The following is a 20,393-nucleotide window of genomic DNA, read 5'->3' on the forward strand; positions in this document are numbered from 1 at the left end:
CGGACCGGAACGAGTAACGGAGGAGCGATGCCGAAGGGGCAGCTACGCGTCTACCTCGGCGCCGCTCCGGGCGTGGGCAAGACCTACGCCATGCTCACCGAGGGCGCACGCCGGGCCGCCCGCGGTACGTCGGTGGTGGTGGGCTACGTCGAGACCCACGGCCGGCCGCAGACCGAGGCACAGGTCCTCGGCCTGGACGTGATCCCACGCCGACGCGTCGACTACCGCGGCGCCGTGCTCGAGGAGATGGACACCGACGCGGTGATCGCGGCGCACCCCACCGTGGCCCTGGTCGACGAGCTCGCGCACACCAACGCACCGGGATCGCGGAACGACAAGCGCTGGCAGGACATCGCCCAGCTGCTCGAGGCGGGGATCACCGTGATCACCACGGTGAACATCCAGCACCTGGAATCGCTCGGCGACGTGGTCGAATCGATCACCGGCGTGCGCCAGCGCGAGACGATCCCGGACGCGGTACTGCGCGCCGCCGACCAAGTGCAGCTGGTGGACATGACGCCGGAGGCGCTGCGCCGGCGCATGGCGCACGGCAACATCTACGCCCCGGACAAGGTGGACGCCGCGCTCTCCCACTTCTTCCGCGTCGGAAACCTCACGGCCTTGCGGGAACTCGCTCTGCTGTGGCTGGCCGACCGGGTCGACGAGAAGCTGGAGCAGTATCGCAGTGCTCAGGGCATCTCGACCGTGTGGCCCACCCGCGACCGCACCGTCGTCGCCCTGACCGGAGGCCCCGAGGGTGCGACGCTCCTGCGCCGCGGCGCCCGACTGGCCGCGAAGGGTGCGGGCGGCGAACTCAAGGCGCTGTACGTGGCACGCAGCGACGGGCTCTCCGGAGCCTCGCCCGCCGCGCTCACCCAGTTGCGGCAGCTCACCGAATCGCTGGGCGGAACCTTCCAGATCGTCACCGGCGACGATGTGGCAGCGGCGATCCTGCAGTACGCGCAGTCGATCAATGCGGCTCGGATCGTGCTGGGCCAGTCCCGGCACCGGCCGGTCGCCTCGCTACTGCGGCGCTCGGTCTCGGACGCGGTGATCGACGGTTCGGGCGATATCGATGTGAACGTGGTGACGCACGAGCGGGCGGTCTCGCAGCGCCGCCGCGGCCTGCCGCGGCTCGATCGCTCCGATTCGGCGCTGCTGGGGACGCGGCGCACCATCGCCGGGTGGGTGCTGGCGCTCGCCGGTCCCCCGGCACTGACCGCCGTGCTCGCCAATACCCGGGACTATCACTCCTTCGCGACCGAGCTGATGCTCTATCTGATGCTGACGGTGGCGGTCGCCCTGGTCGGCGGCATCCGGCCGGCGGTGCCCGCGGCGCTGCTCGGGTCCGTGCTGCTCAACTACTACTTCGCGCCGCCGCTGTACACGTTCACCGTCTCGTCGGGAGAGAACGTCTTCGCGGTGGTGATGTTCGTGCTCACCGCGATCGCCGTCGCGAGCGTGGTCTCGCTCGCCGCCCGGCAGACGGCCCGCGCGGCTCGGGCCCGGGCCGAGGCCGATGTGCTCTCCGGCTTGGCGGACACCCTGCTCGCCGCCGATCGGGAAGGACAGGCGGTGTTGCCCGCTCTGCTCGATCAGGCCGTGGCCACCTTCAGCCTGCGCGGCGCCTCGTTGCTGCGCCGCGAGGCACCGTCGGATCCGTGGACGGTGGTGGCCGCCGAGGGCGACGCCCCGTCGACCCCGGAGGAGGCAACCGATTCCTCGCTCATCGGCGACACCGTGGCGCTCGCGGTGAACGGTCCGCCGCTGTCGGCGTCGGAGCACGGTTTGCTGGTGGCGTTCGCGGCGCATGCCGCGGCCCGCCTGGACCGGGAGGCGCTGTCGGCGGCAGCGAGCCGGGCGCGGGCGCTGGCCGAGGGCAACCGGGCACGGACGGCGCTGCTCAGCGCCGTCTCACACGACCTGAGGACGCCGCTCGCCGGGATCAAGGCGGCGGTCACCTCGCTGCGCAGCGACGACGTCGAATGGTCCGAGGAAGACGAGGCGGAGCTGCTCGAAACCATCGAGGAGAGCGCGGACCGGCTCGATTCGCTGGTGGGCAATCTGCTGGACATGTCGCGGCTGGAGTCGGATTCGCTGACGCTGCTCACCCGCGAGGTGGGCATCGAGGAGGTACTGCCCGCGATCTGGACGGCTCTGCCCGATGCGGACCTGTCGTTCGAGTTCGCCGACGACGCTCCCACCGCGTACGCCGATCCCGGACTGTTGGAACGGGTTCTGGCGAATCTGGTGGAGAACGCGGTGCGCCATTCGGACGGCAAACCGGTGACGGTGGGCGTATCGGGAGTGCACACGCCCGATACCGGCGACCGGTTGCAGGTGCACGTGCGTGATCACGGTCCGGGCGTCCCGGAGGCGCAGCGTGAGGCCATGTTCGCGCCCTTCCAGCGGATGGGCGACGCCCCCGCCGGGAACGGTGTGGGACTGGGCCTGGCGGTGGCGCGCGGCCTCACCGAAGCGATGGGTGGCACGCTGACCGCGGAGGACACTCCCGGCGGCGGCCTCACCATGATCGTCGACCTACCGGCGGCGCAACCGGTCTCGCCGGAACCGAAGGAGATGTCGTGACGTTCGTGTTGGTGGTCGACGACGAGCCGGCGATCTGCCGGACGCTGCGGATCAATCTCAAGGCCCGAGGCTACGAGGTGGAGACGGCGACCGATGGCCGGTCGGCGTTGCAGATCGCCCGCGAGCGGACGCCCGATGTCGTGATCCTCGATCTCGGTCTGCCGGACATCGACGGGGTGACGGTGCTGTCCAAGCTGCGTGAGTTCTGCGCGTCACCGGTGATCGTGCTGTCGGCGCGGCATGGGAGCGACGACAAGGTCGAATCGCTCGACGCCGGTGCCGACGACTACGTGACCAAGCCCTTCGGTATGGACGAGTTCCTCGCCCGGGTGCGGGCGCAGGTGCGGCGGACGGGACTGGTGGATGCGCCGGCGCCGGTGGTCACCGATGCCTTCGAGGTGAACTTCGAGGCGCGGACGGTGACTCGCGACGGTAAGCCCGTGCGGCTCACGCCCACCGAGTGGAAGATCGTGGACGTGCTGGTGCGCAATGCCGATCGCCTGGTCTCGCAGCAGACCCTGCTGCACGAGGTGTGGGGCCCGTCGTACTCGCGCGAGACGAACTACCTGCGGGTGTACCTGGCGCAGCTGCGCCGCAAGTTGGAGCCCGACCCCGCGCACCCCCGGTATTTCGTCACCGAGCCCGGGATGGGGTACCGCTTCATCCCGTAACGCCGTCCTTCAGCGCGGGTCGGCCGGCCCCAACGATGCCGGCAACCCGGCGAGCACGAACAGCTCCGCGGGATCGAGGAACGCCGAGACGTGCGTGAGGGCGCCGTCGGTGAACGTGAGCACATCCAGCTGGAAGGGCCGCCATACATCGCTGCCGCCATCGCGCAGGTACATGGCGGCGGAGGGAAGGCCGTTGCACACCGTGGGGATCATCCGCAGATCGCCCGCGGCCTGTGCGGGGCACTGGGTACGCGAAAGCATGCCGATCTCCTCGGCGCCGCGGTACCAGCCCGGGATCGGCGGCATCTCCCAGGTGGCGTCGGCGGCGAGTACCCGCACCACGCCGTCGATATCGTGCCGCTCGAAGGCGGCGCAGAACTCCTGCCACACCGCCCGCTCGCGATCGTCGAGCTCGGCGGCCTTGCGTCCCTCCTGCGGAGCGCCCGCGCCGATCGAGGCACGGGCACGTTGCAGCGCGCTGTTCGCCGACGCGACGGTGGTCTCCAGCGCGGCAGCCGTCTCCGCCGCGGAGAAGTCGAGCACATCGCGCAGGATGAGAGCCGCGCGTTGTTTCGCGGGCAGGCCCTGCAGTGCCGCGACCATCGCCAGCCCTATGCTTTCGCGCACGATGATGCTCTCCCCCGGATCGCCGAGCGCGGCATCCGGGAGCGGCTGGAGCCACAACACCTCGGTCGACGGTGCCACCGGCTCCAGCGGATCGGCCGGTTCACCGCCCAGCCCGACGGGGAGCACCCGCCGGGTCTGGGAGGCGGTGAGGCACACGTTGGTCGCGATGCGGTACATCCAGGTGCGCACCGACGACCGGCCCTCGAAGCGGTGGAACGCCTTCCACGCCCGCAGGTAGGTCTCCTGCACCAGGTCCTCGGCGTCGGACGCCGATCCGGACATCCGGTAGCAGTGGGCGAGCAGCTCAGCGCGCAACGGTGCGGTGAGCTCGTCGAAGCCCGCGTCGGCGACGGTCATCAGCCCTGCGCGGCCACGTGCTCGGGGCCGGCTTCGGCGGCGGCCGGGTCCATCCACATGATCTCCCAACCGTGGCCGTCGGGATCGTCGAAGGAACGGCCGTACATGAAGCCGTGATCCTCGGAGCGCCCCTCCTTACCGCCGGCCGCGACGGCCCGGTTCACCACGGCGTCGACCTCCTCACGGCTCTCGGCACTCAGTGCCACGAGCACCTCTTTGTGCCCGGGCACGGCGGTGGTGGCCTCGTGGAAGGTGCCGAAGAACTCGGTCGTGAGCAGCATGGCCGCGATGTTCTCACCCAGTTCGACCGCGAGCGCGTTCTCATCACTGAAGTTCTCGTTGATCGTGTAACCGACCGCGGTGAAGAAGTCGCGCGAGCGCTGGACATCGGCGACGGGCAGGTTCACGAAGATCATCTTGTGCATGGTGTCTCTCCTGGTGTCGTGGCATCCGCTCTCGAATGCCGTCACATGGTTAGACCGGTCTGCGCGGCGGAACTCATCGCTTCGACAGAATATTTTTCTCGACTACCCGGTGAGGGCCGAATCGAGGATCTCCAGCCCCTCGTCGATCTCGGCGTCCGTCGCGGTGAGCGGCGGCGCGATCCGGAAGATCGACCCCATCCCCGGTAGCTGGACCACGTTCATGTGCAAACCGCGGTCGTAACAGCGCTGCGTCACCTGCTTGCCGAGGTGGTCGGCGGGTTCTTTGGTGTCGCGGTCGGTGACCAGTTCGATGCCCTGCATCAGGCCGCGGCCGCGGACATCGCCGATCGCCTCGTGCCGCGCCGCCAGCTCGTCGAGTCCCGCTCGCAGCCGCGCACCGCGGGCAGCGACCTCGCTCGCGACGCCCTCCGCGGCACCGTCGCCCAGTACGTCCAGGACCGTCGTCGCAACCGCGGCCACCATCGGATCGCTGACATGGGTGGTGAAGAACAGGAAGCCGCGCTCGTGACACACGCGCTCGATCTCGGCGGAGGTCACCACCGCGGCGATGGGCAGGCCCGCGCCGAGCGTCTTCGACAGCGTGAGGATGTCGGGCACGATGCCGTCGCGCTCGAAGGCGTAGGCGGCGCCGGTGCGCCAGAGGCCGGTCTGCGCTTCGTCCACGATGAGCAGCATGCCCCGCTCCTCGCACTTGCGCTTCAGCGCCGCGAGGTACCCGACGGGCACGTCGACGATGCCGCCGGAGCTGAGGATCGGCTCCACCAGGCACGCGGCCAGCGAGCCCGTCGACTGCGCGTCGATGAGCTCGAAGCCGAAGTCCAGCTCCGACTCCCAGTCGTACTTGCCCGCGGCGTCGACGAACCGGGATCGGTAAGCGTTCGGCGTCGGCAGCGCGAAGTTACCGGGCGCGGTGGGCCCGTAGCCCTTGTGCCCCGACGAGTAGGTCGCCGCGGCGGCACCGGCGGTCATACCGTGCCAGGACTTCGAGAAGCTCACGATCTCATGCTTACCCGTGTACAGCTTGGCCATCCGCAGCGCGGCCTCGTTGGATTCGGCGCCGGTGGTCAGCTGCAGGACGTGGCTCAGCGGGTCCGGCAGGGTTGCCGCGAGCCGCTCGGCCAGGATCACCACCTGCGGCGAGAGCATGCCCGAGAACAGGTGGTCGAGCGTCGCGATCTCCCGCTGCACCGTCGCCACGATGGCCGGATGGCTGTGCCCCAGAATGGCGCTCATCTGCCCCGAGGTGAAGTCGAGCCAGCGCCGATCCCCCGAGTAGACGTACGATCCCGCGGCACGGTCGATGGGCAGGGGCGCGAAGGTGCCGCCGTAGCGCACCACGTGCGCGGCGACCGATTCCGAGAAGCTCACGTGCTCGAGAGTAGCCGCCCGGCCAGGTACGCCTGCGCCAGTTCGACGGTGCCGTCGGCGAATCCGGGATCCGCTTCCCGTACCTGCGCGTGGGTACCCAGCCAGCCGAGCAGTTGCAAACGCCGGAGGATCACGAAGTCGGGGAGCAATGCGATGTGGTCGTCCGGTAGCGCGCGGCGCCGACGGTACGCGGCCGTCCAGGAAGCCGCCCACTCGGACAATCGGGGATCGGTTTCCACGAAGGAGGCCGCCGCCGCGAATTCGAACAGGTGCCAGCCGAATCCGCTGTCGTCGAAATCGATCACGGTGAAGCCCGGCCCGGCGGTGATGAGGTTCGCGGCGCGCAGGTCACCGTGGATCAGACCGTACCGGTCGGGGGTGCGGCCGAGCGCATCGATACGTTCGGCCGCTCGGGCGGCGGCGGGGGCGATGGCCCGGCGATGTCCCGGCGTGACACCGAGTCCGGCACGCCAGTCGCCCCACCGCGGGCGCCGGCCGATCGTATCGTCGACGTCCCAGGAGAAGCGGGTGAAACCGGCCGGCCGGTCCCAGTGCTGGGCGTGATCGTGGAAAGTCGCGGCGATGTCCCCGAGCGCGGTGAAGTGGGCCGCGTCGAGCTGCTCCTCGGGAACGGGCCCGCCGGGGAGCTCCGCGAAGAGCACGGCCCGGCGGCGGGTTACCGGATCGGCGAGCACCCGCCCCGCGTTCGTGCGCAGGGGTTCGACGAGGGGGACGCCGGTATCGCGGCGCAGCGCCTCGATCCAGTCGAGTTCGGAGGTGATGGCCGCATCGTTCTGATAGCCGGGCCTATGCAGCCGTAATACCGCGGCGCGCGGACCGCCGCGCACGCGGAAGGTCGCGTTCTCGCTCTCCAGGAGAGGCTCGACAGTGACACCGGGCCAGACCGGAGCGAGCAGGCGGGCCGCGATGTCCCGATCCGGGGCCCGCGTCACTTCACCACCTTCATCGTCATCCTGGAGTCCACGCGGACGATGGCCGGATTCTCAATGATCCTGTCAAGCGGCGGCCGCGGTGATTTGCGGGGCGGCTGGCTGCCAGGTTCGGTTGTCGCGGATGAGGGCGTAGAGCACGTTGACGCGGCGGCGTGCCAGGCAAATAGTCGCGGGGACGTGCTTCTTTCCCTGAGCGCGTTTTCGCTGGTAGTAGTCTTTGGCGGCGGGATCCCAGCGAGCAGCGCTCACCGCTGACAGATACATCACTCTGCGCAGTCCGCGGTGGTAGCGCTGGGGCGTGCATAAGCGTCCGGTCCGTTTGCCAGAGTCTTTCGTGACGGGTGCGAGGCCGGCCCACGACGCGAGATGATCTGCGGAGAGAATCCGTGAGGTATCGCCGACGGCGGCTAGAAATTCGGCGCCGAGGCGAAATCCCATGCCGGGCAGGCTCACAATCGCTTCGGCGAGCGGATGGCGGCGAAACCGTTCCTCGATGGCGGCGTCGGCCGCCTTGATCCGCTTATCGAGGTCGATCACCCCCTGTGCAAGCTCGGCTACCAGATCTGCGGCGATGGCCTCGCCGGGCAGGGTAATCGACTGCGCCTTAGCCGCGGTGACGGCGGCTTCGGCGATTGGACCTGCGTTCCGCACCCCTGCATCGGCTAGGACTCGGGTGATCCGTGTGATCCCCGATCGGCGGATTGCCTGGGGCCGCTGGTAGCGGGCCAAAAGCGCGATCCACCCGCGATCGGTGGAAGGCTGTGCAGCCCGCTCCAGCGCAGGACTGATGGCGACCAGCTGCTGCCGCAGCCGATTGATCGTGCGGGTGCGGTCGGCCACCAGATCCTCACGGTGAGCGGTGAGCATCGATAGCTCGGTGACCAGGTCATCGTTGGGGCGCAGCAGCGGAAGATCATCGCCCCGCATGCGCCCCTGGTCTGCGATAACCCTCGCATCTTTGGCGTCGCTCTTTGCCTCGCCGCCTCGGTAGATCGCCGAGGCCTGCCAGACGGCGCGACCAGTCAGATACCGCACGGAATGCCCGGCTGCGGCGAGCATCGTCAGCAGGAGGGTCGCGTAAGTGGTGGTCAGGTCCACCGTCCACGACACGGTGCCATCGCGAGATTCAACTTCGGTGATCGCCGCAGCGATCGAGACCTCATCGTTGGCAACCTTACGAGAGGAGATCACCTTTCCGGCGTCGTCGCAGACAGCCATCCAGTGGAACTCCTTGCCAACATCTACCCCTACCCACCAACGACTTTCGCTCTTCACCATCTGCGCTCCTGTTCGCTTGTTAGCCCTGTGAGGTGGACCCGATGGGCATCCTCGCCAGCAGGTCCTTAAACAAGCGATCGATTTCGCAGATCTCAATCAGCGGCCCGAGGACACCCAGACAGATCGGGTAGCCAATCCGGCCCAGCCGCACCGTAAGGCCGGCAACACCCTAACTAGCCTCGCCCGATCTGCCCGGGCTTGCAGCCGAACGTAATCCATCGCGCTCGCCTGCACCTATGAACTTAAGGATCACCCATGAGATGGGTGGTGAGCCACTTCTCGAAGGCCTCCGTATCGGCGACGCGCACCCGGATCAGGTAGTCGGGCAGACCGAACATGCGACGCACCTCGATCACCTCGTCCATCGCGGCGACGCGAGATTCGAAGGCCTCCACCGACGCCCGGTCGTTGGCAGTGAGATCCGCGTTGATGAGTACCTCGAATCCCCTACCGAGTGCGGCGGGGTCGAGCACGGCGGTGTACCCGGTGATCACACCGTCGGCCTCGAGGCGGCGCACCCGGCGCAGGCACGGCGCAGGAGTCAGGCCGACGCGATGCGCCAGTTCCTGATTGGTCAGACGTCCGTCTTTGACCAGTTCGTCCAATATTGCTCGATCCAAGGAATCCACCGCACTATTATTGCGCACATAGCGCACTCTCGGCGAAATTTGGCAACCCTATTGCGCGCACTTCGAAATACGATTGTTCTCGTGAAGGTTCCCTCCCGTGTCGCGGTCGTCTGGTTCGGATTGTTCGTTCTCGGACTCGGTTTCGGCGTCGTCGTCACCAGTCACGGCCTCCCCTGGTGGATGGCCCCGATCACCTCGGCAGTGGTGCTCGCGGGTTCCGTGGAGTTTCTCCTGGTGGGAATGCTCGCCGCCGCAACACCATTGGCGGCGATCGCCGCGACCGCCTTCCTGGTCAACTCGCGGCACCTGTTCTACGGACTCACCTTCCCGATCCAGGCCGTGCGCGGCCGGCTCGCCAAGGCCTACAGCGTCTTCGCACTCGTCGACGAGGCGTACGTCTTGGTGACCACCGCACCGTCGCAGTCGGTCACGGGGCGCCGGATCCTGTTGACCCAGGCGGGATTGCACGCTTCCTGGGTGGCCGGATCGCTCTGCGGCGCACTCGCGGGCGGCGCCTACCTCAGGGACGTCCCCGGCGTGGACTTCGTTCTCACCGCGCTGTTCGTGGTGCTGGTGATCGACGCCTACAGCGCCGATCGGGATCGGATGACCGCCGCACTCGCCGTCGGCGCCGCACTGCTGGGCGTGATCGCCTCACCGGGTGCGATGCTGCTGGTGGCGATGGGAACGTTCGCGGGCCTGGTGGTGATGCGGCACTTCCTGGCACGACGCTCGGCGTCCGCGAACGAGCACACGGAGATGGTCGATGCCTAGCGCGTCGTATCTGCTCGCCGGGGTCGCGGTGACCGCGGGCGTGACCTTCGCGCTGCGGCTGGCCCCGTTCGCCCTGGCGAGCGCGCTGCGCGGGTCGCCCCTGCTCGCGGACTTCGGCCGCTGGATGCCGGCCGGCGCGGCGATCGTGCTCGCGGTGTACTGCCTGGCATCGGTCGACTACGCCGCGGCATCGCACGGGATTCCGCAACTGGCGGGCGTGGCCGTGACGGCGGCGGTCCACCTGGCGCGCCGGAACGCCGTGCTCAGCATCATCGCCGGGACCGCTGCGTGCATCGCGCTGAGCTACGCCCTGGCCTGAGTGGCACCATGGACCGGGTGCGACACCAGTTCATCCGCTCCGGCGACGTCCGCCTGCGGGTGCAGTGGCGCGCGGTGGCGGCACCGTCGGGCCCACCGGTCGTGCTGATCCACGGGATGGCGGCCGATCACCGGACCTGGCGCGGCACCGCGCGAGCGCTGCGCGCCGCGGGCCGCCCGACGGTGACCTTCGACCAGCGTGGACACGGAGGTAGCGATCACTCCCCCGACTACCTGCTCGACGAGTTGGCGGCGGACGCCGAGCGCGTGATCGACGGGCTGGGACTCGACCGGTTCGACGTGGTCGGACATTCGCTCGGTGGACAGACCGCGCTGCGGCTGGCGTGGCGGCGGCCGGATGCGGTGCGCCGGCTCGTGCTGGAGGAGATGCCGCCGCTGCCGCAGCACCCCGATCAGGTGCCCGAGTCGATCGATGCGCCGATCACACCGCGCCGAGTACGGCTGGCCATCAAACAGGTGGTGCAGTCGCCGGCGGCGCTGCTCACCTTCGATAGGACGATGATGGATTCGGTGCTGCCGCAGTTCGCCCCGGATCCCGTGTGGTGGAATCGAGTGTCGGCGACGCCGCAGCCCGCGCTGGTGATCTCGGGCGGTCCGATCGACTTCCTCAAGCCCCAGTATCTGCGCCTGGTCGCCGACGCCCTGCCGCTCGGTCAATTCCTGGAGTTGGGCGGCGGGCACACGGTGCACCGCGAGGCGCCGGCGCGGTTCCAGCGCGCGGTCCTCGATTTCCTGGTCTGAGAACGCGGAACGGCCCGCCCCACCGAAGTGGAGCGGGCCGTGTGCGACTGCCGCGACTACTGCGTCTTCGGTGCGACCTGCCCACCGGTGAGGGTGCGGTAGGCGTACACCTGCACCAGCTGGCCCAGCGGCCCGGTGACGAGGGCACCGATGTAGCACAGCACCGCGCCCGCGGCCGCGACCAGGCCGGCGAGGAAGGTGGTGAGGATCGAGTTGCCCGCATTGCTCTTGACCGCGTTCCAGCTCGCCTTGAGCGCTCCGCCGCCGCCGATGTTCTTGTCGACCGCGAACAGCACCGAGTAGGCGAGGAAGAACGCCAGCACGATGCCCGGGACGATGAAGATGATCAAGCCCACGTAGATCGCCAGCGTGGTGAGGATCGCGGCACCCGCGGCGGAACCGAAGTTGCGCGGCTTGAAGAACGAACCGACGGTGACCTTACGGCCGTCCGCGATGTCGAGCACGCCGGTGGTGTACGAGGCCTGGATGAGCAGCGCGAGGTAGATGATCACCGCAACGCCGATGATCCCTACTACGTACGACCAGCCGGTGAGATCGAAGGTGGGCCCCTCGGTTCCGTCGCTGTAGGTGACGTCCTGCACATTCGTGACAGTGAGCGAGAACACCCAGTAGACCAGGCTGCTCACGATCGCCATGATGATCGCGAAGGCCAGCATCGCGCCGATCAGCGGCCACGCGTTCTTGGTGAACTTGTTCCACGCCCAGCTGAACGCGTCGCCCACGCTGTACTGCGGCTGCACCTGCGGTGCGCCGTAGCCGCCCGGTGCGGGCTGGTAGCCACCGGCGGGCGGGGGAAAGCCCTGCGCGCCCTGCGGCGGCGGGTATCCGCCGGGCTGCTGGGGCGGGACACCCGGCTGCTGCGGATCCTGCGGCGGCGGGAAGCCACCCTGGTTGTCGCCGGGGTTGTTCGGCGGCTGCGTCATGATGTCTCCTCCGGTTACTAACTATTTGTCTCGGCAAACCTATCAATGACGAAGGCCGCGAACCAGGATGGCGACACGAAACGGCCCGCCCCGATGAAAATCGGGACGGGCCGGTGTGGTTCGTCGCTACGCGGTCGCAGGGGCCACCTGAGCGCCGGAGATCAGGCGGTAGGCGTTCACCATCAGCAGCGCTGCGAGCGGGACGGTCACGAGCATGCCGACGCCGCACAGGATCGCACCCGCGATCACCAGCAGACCCGCGATGATGTACGCCACGATGGCGTTGCCGATGTCCTTCTGGATCACCTCGACGGCCTGCTTGACACCGTCGACGGCGGAGACGCCGCGGTCCACGACCACCAGCAAGGTGAACGCAGCGATGAAGCCGACGATGATGCTCAGGAGCGAACCGACGTACGGGATGAAGCTCAGGAGCGCATTGACCACGGACACGAGCACGGACACCAGCGCCACCTGACCGACGTTGCGGGGCTTGAAGAACGAGCCGAAGCCGATCTGCTTGCCGTCCGCGATGTCGAGCACACCGGAGAAGTACGCCGCCTGAGCGATGTACGCCACGATGCCCGTGATCAGTGTGAAGACCGCGCCCTGCAGCGTGCCGGGCGAATAGTACACGGTGTAGCTGCCGTCATCGGCCGTCTGGCCGAACAGGGCGCCGTAGATCGCGGACACCAGGAAACCGACGATGCTCACGATGATGCCCAGCACCACCAACGCCAAGATCAGGTTCGCCGCGTTCTTGGTGAACTTGTTCCAGGCCCAGGAGAATCCGTCGCCCAGGTTGAACTTCTGCGGGCCGCCGCCGTACGGCGCACCGTAGCCACCCTGTACGGGCGGGTAGCCGCCGGCGGGCGGGGGCGGATAGCCCGGTCCCGGCTGAGTGGGCGGCGGGAATCCCTGCGCGCCCTGCGGCGGCGGGAAGCCCGGGCCGGGCGGAGGCGGGGGCGGGAAGCCCTGGCCCTGCGGCGGAAAGCCGCCCGGCTGCTGGGGATCCTGCGGCGGCGGGAAGCCGCCCTGATTGTCACCGGGGTTGTTCGGCGGCTGCGTCATAGGTCTCCTCCGTCACTGGCATACGATCCCGGCAAACCTACCAACTCGCGGTGACCCAGGCCATAGGCCTTCACCGGAGCGTCATCGACCGCGTGCCTCGCGCCGTGCCCGGCGCTGCGCGAATTCCTCCCGCTCCAGCTCAGCGGCAACGTCGGGCGTCGGAGCTCCGCCTCCGAGCCGGGCCGGGACCCACTTCTCCCCGGCCGGGGCGGGAAATCCCGTCTGGGCGAGCAGGAGTTGCTCGCCCATGGCCGCGCGCAGCCGTTCGGTGAGCGCGATGACGGCCGCGGGATCGTCGGGCGATCCGTGCGGATCGATGGGTTCGCCGACCTGGACCACCACCGGGTACCTGTGCCTGCCTGGGCGTCGGTCCGTGCCCTTGGACCAGATCCGCTGCGTGCCCCAGATCGCGATGGGCACGATCGGGACACCGGCTTCGAGGGACATCCGCGCCGCCCCGGACTTGAACTCTTTGAGCTCGAAACTGCGGCTGATGGTGGCCTCGGGATAGACGATCACGGCCTCGCCGGCCTCCAGAGCGGTGACCGCCTCGTGGTAGCTCTCGGCACCGTGCTCGCGGTCGACGCCGATCGCCTTGCAGTGCTTCATGAGGAAGCCGATGACGAGGTTCTGCCGCAGTTCCGCCTTCATCATGTAGCGCGGCCATCGGCCGGCGCGGCGGGCGACGAGCCCCGCTTCGAGGAAGTCGACGTAGGACGTGTGGTTCACGGCGAGCACGACGCCGCCCTCGCGGGGGATGTTCTGCACTCCGCGGTAGTCGATCCTCAGTCCCTGTGCCCCGACGATCCCCTTCGCCAGGACTTCCACCGCCCGAAAAACGAGCTCGCGCTGCGCCATCGTCCTCCCTCGGCCGCTCTCGGTAGCCGGGGCCAGAATACGACGGCACAGCGCGAGTCGTGTGCGGTTGTCAGTACGCGACGGAGAACCGCTCGCGGTGGTGCGCGGGGGTCACGATCTCGTCGACGAATGCGGTGGCGTAGTCCTCGCCGGAGATCTCGGAGTTGCCCTCGGGATCACTGAGCAGCAGGTCGCCGCTGGTGCGGTAGGTTCCGCGCTTGGTGCCGGGGTTGAACGAGCCGTAGCTCGCGGCCGGGCTCAGGTAGAACCAGTCCACATCGTCGACGGTGCGCAGATAGTCGAGCGCGCGATCGTGCTCGAGCGCGATCGGCTTCACGGCCTCGGGGAAGCCGGGCGTCTCGACCAGTTTGGGACCACCGTCGGCCACCAGGAGGCTCCCGGCGCCGCCGACCACCCCGAGCCGGGCACCGGCCGCGCGGGCGGCCGCGACGAGGCCGACCAGCGAGGTCGGCAGGTCGACGCCCTCACCCGCCGGTGCCGCAGTGGGCAGCGCGGAGACGATCACGTCGGCGCCGGTGGTGGCGTCCGCAACGAAATCGGCGTCGGTGACATCGCCCGAGGCGGCGGTGGCGCCGGCCGGAACCTTGTCGATCGACCGCGCGACGCCGACGGTGTCGATACCACGGGAGACCAGATCAGCGGTGATGTTGGCGCCGGAGTAACCCGACGCTCCGAAGACGACGACCTTCACTTGGCGCCCTCCAGCTTCTTCTTCAGGACCAGGGCATCGACGCCCAGCGAGGTCTGCGGTACGGCCGCGACGGCGAGGAGACCGGCGATCAGCACCAGTGGCAGTTCGATGCCGCCCCCCTGGGCGAAGAAGCCGTTGTCGATGTGCACGGTGAAGATGGCGCCGAGCATGTCGATGATCAGCACGAGCGCGACGAGGGGAACGGCGAGTCCCACGATCAGCAGGGCGCCGCCGAGCAGCTCGGCGAGTCCGGCGAACCAGGCGGACAGGGTGGGCGCGGGCACGCCCGTCTTCTCGAAGCCGGTGGCGGTGGCGCCGAGGCCGTTGGTGACCACCTTCTGCCAGCCGTGAGCGAAGAACGTGATGCCGAGGATCACCCGCGCGAGGGTGAGCAGGGTGAACTGGGTGGCTACCAGTTTCTTGAGCATGGAGATCTCCTCTAGTGGTTGAAGCTTCAAGCTTTTGTCGCTACTATAGAAGCACATACGATTGGTAAGCGCAATAGATACGTACGTGTAAGGTAAAAGCAATGGCAGACTTCGACGTCTTCGCGCGGAACTGCCCCTCTCGCCAGGTGTTCAGCCATGTCACCGGACGGTGGGGGGCACTGGTGCTGGGGCGGCTCACCGTCGAACCGCAACGATTCGGGCAGATCCGGCGCCAGGTGGAGGGCATCAGCGACCGGATGCTCACCCAGACGCTGCGCACCCTGGTCGGTGATGGACTCGTGGCGCGGTACTCGGCGGGCACCAATCCCCCGCGCACCGAGTACCGGCTCACCGACACCGGCCGCGATATCGCCGCGGCGGTCCGCAACCTGGCGCTGGCCGTCGAGGCGGCGATGCCCGCGGTCGAACGGGGGGCGTGATGACCGAGCGCATGCCCGCGCTGTTTCTCAGCCACGGCGCGCCGCCCTTGGTCGACGACGCCCGCTGGGTCGCGCAGTTGGAACGGCTCGCCGCCGGCCTGCCGCGTCCCGAGCAGATCCTGGTGGTCTCCGCGCACTGGGAGGCGGCGCCGCTCACGGTGGGCGCCACCGATTCTCGCGTTCCGCTCACCTACGACTTCGGCGGGTTCGACGAGAAGTACTACCGCACGCGGTACGCGTCACCGGGAGCACCGGACCTGGCGGACCGGGTGGCGGCGCTGGCGCCCGACGATCAGCCCGTGCACCGCGACGAGACCCGGCGCCTCGATCACGGCGCCTACGTGCCGCTCACGGTGATGTATCCGGAGGCGGACATTCCCACGCTCCAGGTCTCGATGCCCACCCTCGAACCCGAGGCGCTGTTCGACCTGGGACGGCGCCTCGCGGAGCTGCGCGACGAAGGCGTGCTCATCATCGGTTCCGGTTTCACCACGCACGGTCTGCCCTTCCTCACCGACCCGCGGCCGGACGCGCCCGCACCCACCTGGTCGCAGGAGTTCGATGCCTGGGCGCACGAGAGGTTCGCCGCCGGCGATCTGGAGGGACTGCTCCGGTTCCGCACGGAGGCGCCCGGAATGCCCTACGCGCACCCACGCATCGAGCACTTCGCGCCGCTGTTCGTGACCCTCGGCGCTGCGACCGATCCGGAACAACCGCCGGCCGAACCGATCGACGGCTTCTGGATCGGGCTGGCCAAGCGCAGCATCGTGGCGGCCTGAGTCGGCCGACCTCGACCTAGCAACGAAGACCCCCTCCGCACACGGAGGGGGTCTTCGTTGTATTCCTGGAGTGGAGCTAAGGGGAATCGAACCCCTGACCTCCTCGATGCGAACGAGGCGCGCTACCAACTGCGCTATAGCCCCTCGGCGGAACTCGACCACTCTAGCAAGGGCCGTCGCAGAACTGTTAACCGACCTTCCGCTGCAGCGGTTCTTGCAGGTCATCGCTCGGGCGAAGGAAGTCGAACTCCTCGGCGCGGTAACGCGGGAGGTGATCGAAAGCGGGGTCCTCGTCGTCGATCTCCATCACCACGCAGCCGCCGCGCCGCAGGTGGGCGGGCACACCGTCGACCACCTCGGACTCGCGCTCACGCTCCCGGCGGGCGCGCTCGAGCCGGGCCATGCGGCGGCGACGGATCTCGGTTTCGATCCGTACCGTGCGGCGCAGATAGGCCAGGTACCCGACGAGGGCGACGGCGAGCGCGCCGAGGGCGTACCAGGCGAAGGGCACGTTCATCAGGCCCGCACCCAGCGCCACGACGGCCAGCACGCCGAGCGCGAGGGTGACGCGCTGACGGAAGCGGTAGCGGGCCTCGGTGAGCCGGGCGTCGTTCTCGGGATCGAAGCCGCCGCGGCGACGCGACGGGATGGAGGCATCGGGCTCGACCCGCTCGACGGCGGCCCGGGACACCGGGGAGACCTCCTCGGTGAGCGCCTCGTCGGCAGGGACCTCGTCGAGATCGGCTGCCTCGGCGGCGATCTCGGCCTCCTCGACATCCTCGACCTCCGCCTCGACCGGTGCGGGATCGGATGCGCGATCGCGGGCGACGGGAGCGAGTTCCTCGGTAGCGAGCTCGTCGACCTCGGCTGCCACCACGTCGGACGGCGCGGGTGCGATGACGACCTCGCCTTCGGTCTCGTCGGGCTTCCGCGGATCGAGATCGAGATCGAGATCCAACTCGGGCTCGGGCTCGGGCAGATTCTTGATACGGGCCTTCGGTGCGGTCATCTCGGCACGGTTCACCGCGACGATCGGCACCGTGTCGCCGTCGAGCGGCCCGGCCGAACGCAGGTCATCGACATCGGAATCGACGAACGCGTGCGCCTCTTCGAGTTCATCGAGGTCCTCGGCGTCGGTGCGACGGCGGACGGGCGTGTCGAGCTCGGCGTCGAGATCGTCCTCGTCGCGCCCGGCGTCGGCACGCTCGCCGTCGACGGTGCCGGACGGCCTGATCTTGCGGCGCAGCGCCAGCGTGGCCGAGCCGCCGCGGTGCAGCAGTCGGGTCTTGAGCGTCGCATCGGTCACGGTGTTCACCTTGGGGTGGCGCGCGACGAGCATCGGCACCAGCACCACCAGCCACGCCACGACGAGCCCAACCCACAGCAGTGTTTGGGGAATCATGTCGGCTCCCTCCGGCAGTTCGTCGAGCACGGATCACATCCGTGTAAGTCGCGGTCCAGGCTATTTCACCCGAGCACCCGAACCGGTCCGACGCGCCGTAGCGGAACCTCAAAAATCTCGTTTCGTCACACGAGTCACAGGTGTCAGAACCACGCGCGTCCGGATCGAACCACCCGCGCCACCATCGAATCCGGGATCTCCTCGGCGGTCAGTCCCATCAGCAGGTGATCGCGCCACGCCCCGTCCACATGCAGGTACCGGCGCAACACACCCTCTTCCCGGAAGCCGGAATTCGACAGCACCGCACGCGATCCCGCGTTCTCGGGGCGTACCGTTGCCTCCACGCGGTGCAGGCCCAGCCGATGGAAGCAGTGGTCTGCGGCGAGGGCCACGGCGGTGGTCGCCACACCGCGGCCGGTGAATCGGCGGTCCACCCAGTAGCCCACCCAGGCGCTCTGCAGCTGACCGCGGGTGATGTTGCCGATGGTGATCTGCCCGCCGTACTCCCCGTTCACTTCGATCACCAGCGGAACCAACGTGCCCGACCGGGCCTGCGAGCGCAGTGACGAGCACAGCGGCGGCCACGCCGAGGCCGCGTGCCGACGGGTCCAGTCCACCTCGCCCGAGGGCTCCCAGGGTTGTAACTCCGCCCGGTTCAGCAGGCGCAGGCGTGACCACTGCCGAGCGTCACGGGCGCGGATCGGCCGCAGTTCGACGGTGCCCGCCGCCGTCCGCAGCGGCCCTAATCGAACCTGCCAATCGGCCCCGAACAGCACGGTCAGCCGCGCTGCGCGAGGAAGTCGACGACCACATCATCGCCGGCGCGGACCTCCGTCACCTCCGGATCCACCACGATCAGGCAATTCGCCTCGGCCAGGCTCACCAGCAGGTGCGAGCCGTTGTCCGGGATCGGCGCCACCATGAACTCGCCGGATTCGTCGTCGCGCATCAGCTGACCACGCACGTATCCGCGTCGGCCCGCGGGTGATTCGAAGGCGGCGGCGCTCTTCGCGGTCACCAGCCGCCGCATCGGCTGCCGCTTCCCGAGCGCGATCCGCACCAGCGGACGCACCATCACCTCGAACGCGACCAGCGCGCTCATCGGGTTCGAGGGCAGCAGGAAGGTGGGGACCTCGTCGGGCCCCAGGGTGCCGAATCCCTGCACCGAAGCGGGGTGCATCGCGATCCGCTCGACCGCCAGATCACCGAGATCGGCGAGAGCGGCGGTGATCTCGTCCGAGGCGGTACCGCCCAGCGACGAGGTGATGACCACGACTTCCGAGCGCTGCAACTGCGCCTCCACGGCGTCGTGCAGCTGTGCCTGATCACCCGACACGATGCCCACCCGGTGCACCTCGGCGCCGCAGTCGCGGGCCGCGGCGGCGAGCGCGTAGGAGGCCACGTCGTACACCTGGCCGGCGCCGGTCTCCCGGTCGATGTCCACCAGCTCGCGTCCCACCGAGATCACCGCGACCCGCGGCCGCGGGTGCACGGAGACCTTGTCCCGGCCGACGGCCGCGAGCAGGCCCACCTGGGCCGGCCCGACCACGGTGCCGCGCCGCACGGCCACGTCCCCCGGCTGGACGTCATCACCGGTGCGGCGCACGTACTGGCCCGAGCGGACGGAGTGCCCGACCTTGACCTTCGACAGTCCGCCGTCGGTCCACTTGTCGGGGAGCACGGCGTCGGCGAGCGTGGGCAGCGGCGCACCGGTCTCGACCTTGACGGCCTGGCCCGGCTGCAGCCGGATCGGCTGCCGGTTGCCCGCGCGCACCTCGCCGACCACGGGCAGGGAGACGATGATCTGCTCGCCCGTCTCGTCGTCCGCGGCGCCGGCATCGGCCACGTCGACCGAGCGCACGGCGTACCCGTCGATGGCGGCCTGGTCGAACGCGGGAAGCGCGTTCTCGACCACGACCTCTTCGGCGCACATCATGCCCTGCGCCTCCGAGATGCCCACTCGCACCGGACGCGGTGCCACCGCCGCCGCCGTGACCCGTGCCAGGTGGTCCTCAACGGAGCGCATGTTCTGGGGCCTCCCGGTAGTTATCGATTCAGTCGGTCCTGCAGCCAGCCTCGCAGGTCGGGTCCGTAGTCGTCACGGTCCAGGGCCAAGTCAACCGCAGCCTTGAGGTAGCCACCGGGATTTCCGAGATCGTGTCGGGTACCGCGGTGCACCACCACGTGCACCGGATGCCCCTCGCTGATGAGCAGAGCGATGGCATCGGTGAGCTGGAGTTCGCCGCCGGCGCCGGGCTCGATCCGGCGCAGCGCATCGAAGATGGCGCGGTCCAGCAGGTAGCGGCCGGCCGCCGCGTAGTTCGACGGTGCGTCCTCGGCCTTCGGCTTTTCGACCATGCCGTTGACCTTGAGCACATCCGGGTTCGCGGCGTCGGGAACGATCTCGACATCGAAGGCGCCGTAGCTGCTGATCTGCTCCGGCGAGACCTCGATCGCGCACAGGACCGAGCCGCCGCGCTTCTCGCGCACCTTGGCCATGGTGGTGAGCACGCCGATCGGCAGCACCAGATCGTCGGGCAGGAGCACCGAGATCGCGTCCTCGTCGGGGTCGAGCACGGGCTCGACGCAGGAGACGGCGTGTCCGAGGCCGAGCGGCTTGTCCTGGACCACGGCTTCGGCGTGGATCAAGTTGGGGGCGCGGCGGACCTTGTCGAGCATCGCCTTCTTGCCGCGCTTCTCGAGCGTGCCCTCGAGGACGAGGTCCTCGACGAAGTGGGCGACGACGCCGTCCTTACCGGGACTGGTGACGATGCAGAGCCGCTCGGCACCCGCGGCAGCGGCTTCTTCGGCGACGAGTTCGATGCCCGGGGTGTCGACCACCGGGAGGAGTTCCTTGGGGACCGTCTTGGTCGCGGGGAGGAAGCGGGTGCCGAGGCCGGCGGCGGGGACGACCGCGGTCTTCGGGAGTGACGGCGAGTTCATTCCCCCACCATAGGGTAGGTCACGCTGGGGTAACGATGTGAGTA

At 68.9% G+C, this 20,393-nt stretch carries 22 protein-coding genes and 1 tRNA gene; 7 read left to right on the top strand and 16 right to left on the bottom strand.

Translation table 11 applies throughout. From position 1 onward, the window contains the following. Positions 1-27 precede the first annotated feature (27 nt). On the top strand, positions 28-2,589 hold the full coding sequence (locus tag TPAU_RS16220) for an ATP-binding protein (RefSeq protein ID WP_013127833.1): 2,562 nt from the start codon (positions 28-30) through the stop codon (positions 2,587-2,589). Next, positions 2,586-3,260, top strand: coding sequence for a response regulator (locus TPAU_RS16225; protein WP_013127834.1), 675 nt, complete (start codon positions 2,586-2,588; stop codon positions 3,258-3,260). Before TPAU_RS16220 ends, TPAU_RS16225 begins: the two co-directional genes overlap by 4 nt. A 9-nt stretch (positions 3,261-3,269) precedes the next feature. Here TPAU_RS16225 and TPAU_RS16230 read toward each other — a convergent pair whose 3' ends face one another. The 6 genes from TPAU_RS16230 to TPAU_RS16255 form a co-directional block, all read right to left on the bottom strand. After that, entirely contained in the window at positions 3,270-4,244 is a 975-nt protein-coding gene (locus TPAU_RS16230) for an RNA polymerase subunit sigma-70 (RefSeq protein WP_013127835.1), read from the bottom strand. Further along, the gene (locus tag TPAU_RS16235; protein WP_013127836.1) at positions 4,244-4,669 is read right to left on the bottom strand and encodes a VOC family protein; all 426 of its coding nucleotides are present in this window, start codon (positions 4,667-4,669) and stop codon (positions 4,244-4,246) included. The genes TPAU_RS16230 and TPAU_RS16235 overlap by 1 nt, the downstream gene beginning before the upstream one ends. Before the next feature lie 102 nt (positions 4,670-4,771). Next, positions 4,772-6,058, bottom strand: coding sequence for an aspartate aminotransferase family protein (locus tag TPAU_RS16240; RefSeq protein WP_013127837.1), 1,287 nt, complete (start codon positions 6,056-6,058; stop codon positions 4,772-4,774). Next, entirely contained in the window at positions 6,055-7,011 is a 957-nt protein-coding gene (locus TPAU_RS16245; protein WP_013127838.1) for a phosphotransferase enzyme family protein, read from the bottom strand. The genes TPAU_RS16240 and TPAU_RS16245 overlap by 4 nt, the downstream gene beginning before the upstream one ends. Before the next feature lie 63 nt (positions 7,012-7,074). Further along, entirely contained in the window at positions 7,075-8,289 is a 1,215-nt protein-coding gene (locus TPAU_RS16250; protein ID WP_013125570.1) for an IS110 family RNA-guided transposase, read from the bottom strand. A 242-nt stretch (positions 8,290-8,531) separates the two neighbouring features. Then, on the bottom strand, positions 8,532-8,918 hold the full coding sequence (locus TPAU_RS16255) for an Lrp/AsnC family transcriptional regulator (protein ID WP_041945172.1): 387 nt from the start codon (positions 8,916-8,918) through the stop codon (positions 8,532-8,534). Between the two features lie 81 nt (positions 8,919-8,999). Between TPAU_RS16255 and TPAU_RS16260 the strand changes: the two genes are divergently transcribed. The 3 genes from TPAU_RS16260 to TPAU_RS16270 are packed head-to-tail and all read left to right on the top strand — an operon-like array spanning position 9,000 to position 10,772. Beyond that, positions 9,000-9,692 carry an AzlC family ABC transporter permease gene (locus TPAU_RS16260; RefSeq protein ID WP_013127840.1) on the top strand — a complete coding sequence of 231 codons (693 nt, stop codon included), beginning with the start codon at positions 9,000-9,002 and terminating at the stop codon, positions 9,690-9,692. After that, positions 9,685-10,011: a branched-chain amino acid transporter permease gene (locus TPAU_RS16265; protein WP_013127841.1), complete on the top strand. Its 327-nt coding sequence runs from the start codon at positions 9,685-9,687 to the stop codon at positions 10,009-10,011. Before TPAU_RS16260 ends, TPAU_RS16265 begins: the two co-directional genes overlap by 8 nt. A 17-nt stretch (positions 10,012-10,028) precedes the next feature. Further along, positions 10,029-10,772 (top strand): alpha/beta fold hydrolase, encoded by a 744-nt coding sequence (locus TPAU_RS16270; protein WP_160160273.1) that lies wholly within the window; start codon positions 10,029-10,031, stop codon positions 10,770-10,772. A 56-nt stretch (positions 10,773-10,828) separates the two neighbouring features. On the opposite strand, the gene TPAU_RS16275 is transcribed toward TPAU_RS16270, so the two are convergent. The 5 genes from TPAU_RS16275 to TPAU_RS16295 all read right to left on the bottom strand — a co-directional run bounded on the left by TPAU_RS16275 (position 10,829) and on the right by TPAU_RS16295 (position 14,785). Then, complete coding sequence (locus TPAU_RS16275; RefSeq protein WP_013127843.1) at positions 10,829-11,716, bottom strand: YciC family protein; 888 nt, start codon at positions 11,714-11,716, stop codon at positions 10,829-10,831. A gap of 126 nt (positions 11,717-11,842) precedes the next feature. After that, a complete protein-coding gene (locus TPAU_RS16280; protein ID WP_013127844.1) occupies positions 11,843-12,787 on the bottom strand; it encodes a hypothetical protein in 945 nt (314 codons plus the stop codon). Between the two features lie 81 nt (positions 12,788-12,868). Next, positions 12,869-13,645 carry a lysophospholipid acyltransferase family protein gene (locus TPAU_RS16285; protein ID WP_013127845.1) on the bottom strand — a complete coding sequence of 259 codons (777 nt, stop codon included), beginning with the start codon at positions 13,643-13,645 and terminating at the stop codon, positions 12,869-12,871. Between the two features lie 70 nt (positions 13,646-13,715). After that, on the bottom strand, positions 13,716-14,357 hold the full coding sequence (locus tag TPAU_RS16290; RefSeq protein ID WP_013127846.1) for an NAD(P)-dependent oxidoreductase: 642 nt from the start codon (positions 14,355-14,357) through the stop codon (positions 13,716-13,718). Then, positions 14,354-14,785 carry a DoxX family protein gene (locus TPAU_RS16295; protein WP_013127847.1) on the bottom strand — a complete coding sequence of 144 codons (432 nt, stop codon included), beginning with the start codon at positions 14,783-14,785 and terminating at the stop codon, positions 14,354-14,356. Before TPAU_RS16295 ends, TPAU_RS16290 begins: the two co-directional genes overlap by 4 nt. A 101-nt stretch (positions 14,786-14,886) precedes the next feature. Here TPAU_RS16295 and TPAU_RS16300 point away from each other — a divergent pair, with 101 nt between their 5' ends. Both TPAU_RS16300 and TPAU_RS16305 read left to right on the top strand, forming a co-directional pair. Beyond that, a complete protein-coding gene (locus tag TPAU_RS16300) occupies positions 14,887-15,225 on the top strand; it encodes a winged helix-turn-helix transcriptional regulator (RefSeq protein ID WP_013127848.1) in 339 nt (112 codons plus the stop codon). Next, positions 15,225-16,004, top strand: a complete 780-nt coding sequence (locus TPAU_RS16305) for a dioxygenase family protein (protein ID WP_013127849.1) — start codon at positions 15,225-15,227, stop codon at positions 16,002-16,004. The genes TPAU_RS16300 and TPAU_RS16305 overlap by 1 nt, the downstream gene beginning before the upstream one ends. A 71-nt stretch (positions 16,005-16,075) precedes the next feature. Here TPAU_RS16305 and TPAU_RS16310 read toward each other — a convergent pair. From TPAU_RS16310 to TPAU_RS16330, 5 genes are all read right to left on the bottom strand, one after another. Next, positions 16,076-16,148: transfer RNA gene (locus TPAU_RS16310), tRNA-Ala, on the bottom strand. A gap of 43 nt (positions 16,149-16,191) precedes the next feature. Beyond that, a complete protein-coding gene (gene sepX / locus TPAU_RS16315; RefSeq protein ID WP_013127850.1) occupies positions 16,192-17,436 on the bottom strand; it encodes a divisome protein SepX/GlpR in 1,245 nt (414 codons plus the stop codon). 113 nt (positions 17,437-17,549) lie between these two features. Continuing rightward, positions 17,550-18,182 (bottom strand): GNAT family N-acetyltransferase, encoded by a 633-nt coding sequence (locus TPAU_RS16320; RefSeq protein ID WP_013127851.1) that lies wholly within the window; start codon positions 18,180-18,182, stop codon positions 17,550-17,552. A 2-nt stretch (positions 18,183-18,184) separates the two neighbouring features. Beyond that, the gene (glp, locus tag TPAU_RS16325) at positions 18,185-19,432 is read right to left on the bottom strand and encodes a molybdotransferase-like divisome protein Glp (protein ID WP_013127852.1); all 1,248 of its coding nucleotides are present in this window, start codon (positions 19,430-19,432) and stop codon (positions 18,185-18,187) included. A 20-nt stretch (positions 19,433-19,452) separates the two neighbouring features. Beyond that, the gene (locus TPAU_RS16330; protein WP_013127853.1) at positions 19,453-20,349 is read right to left on the bottom strand and encodes a UTP--glucose-1-phosphate uridylyltransferase; all 897 of its coding nucleotides are present in this window, start codon (positions 20,347-20,349) and stop codon (positions 19,453-19,455) included. Positions 20,350-20,393 lie beyond the last annotated feature (44 nt).

Origin of the sequence: Tsukamurella paurometabola DSM 20162, from assembly GCF_000092225.1 — a bacterium.
GTDB lineage: Bacteria > Actinomycetota > Actinomycetes > Mycobacteriales > Mycobacteriaceae > Tsukamurella > Tsukamurella paurometabola.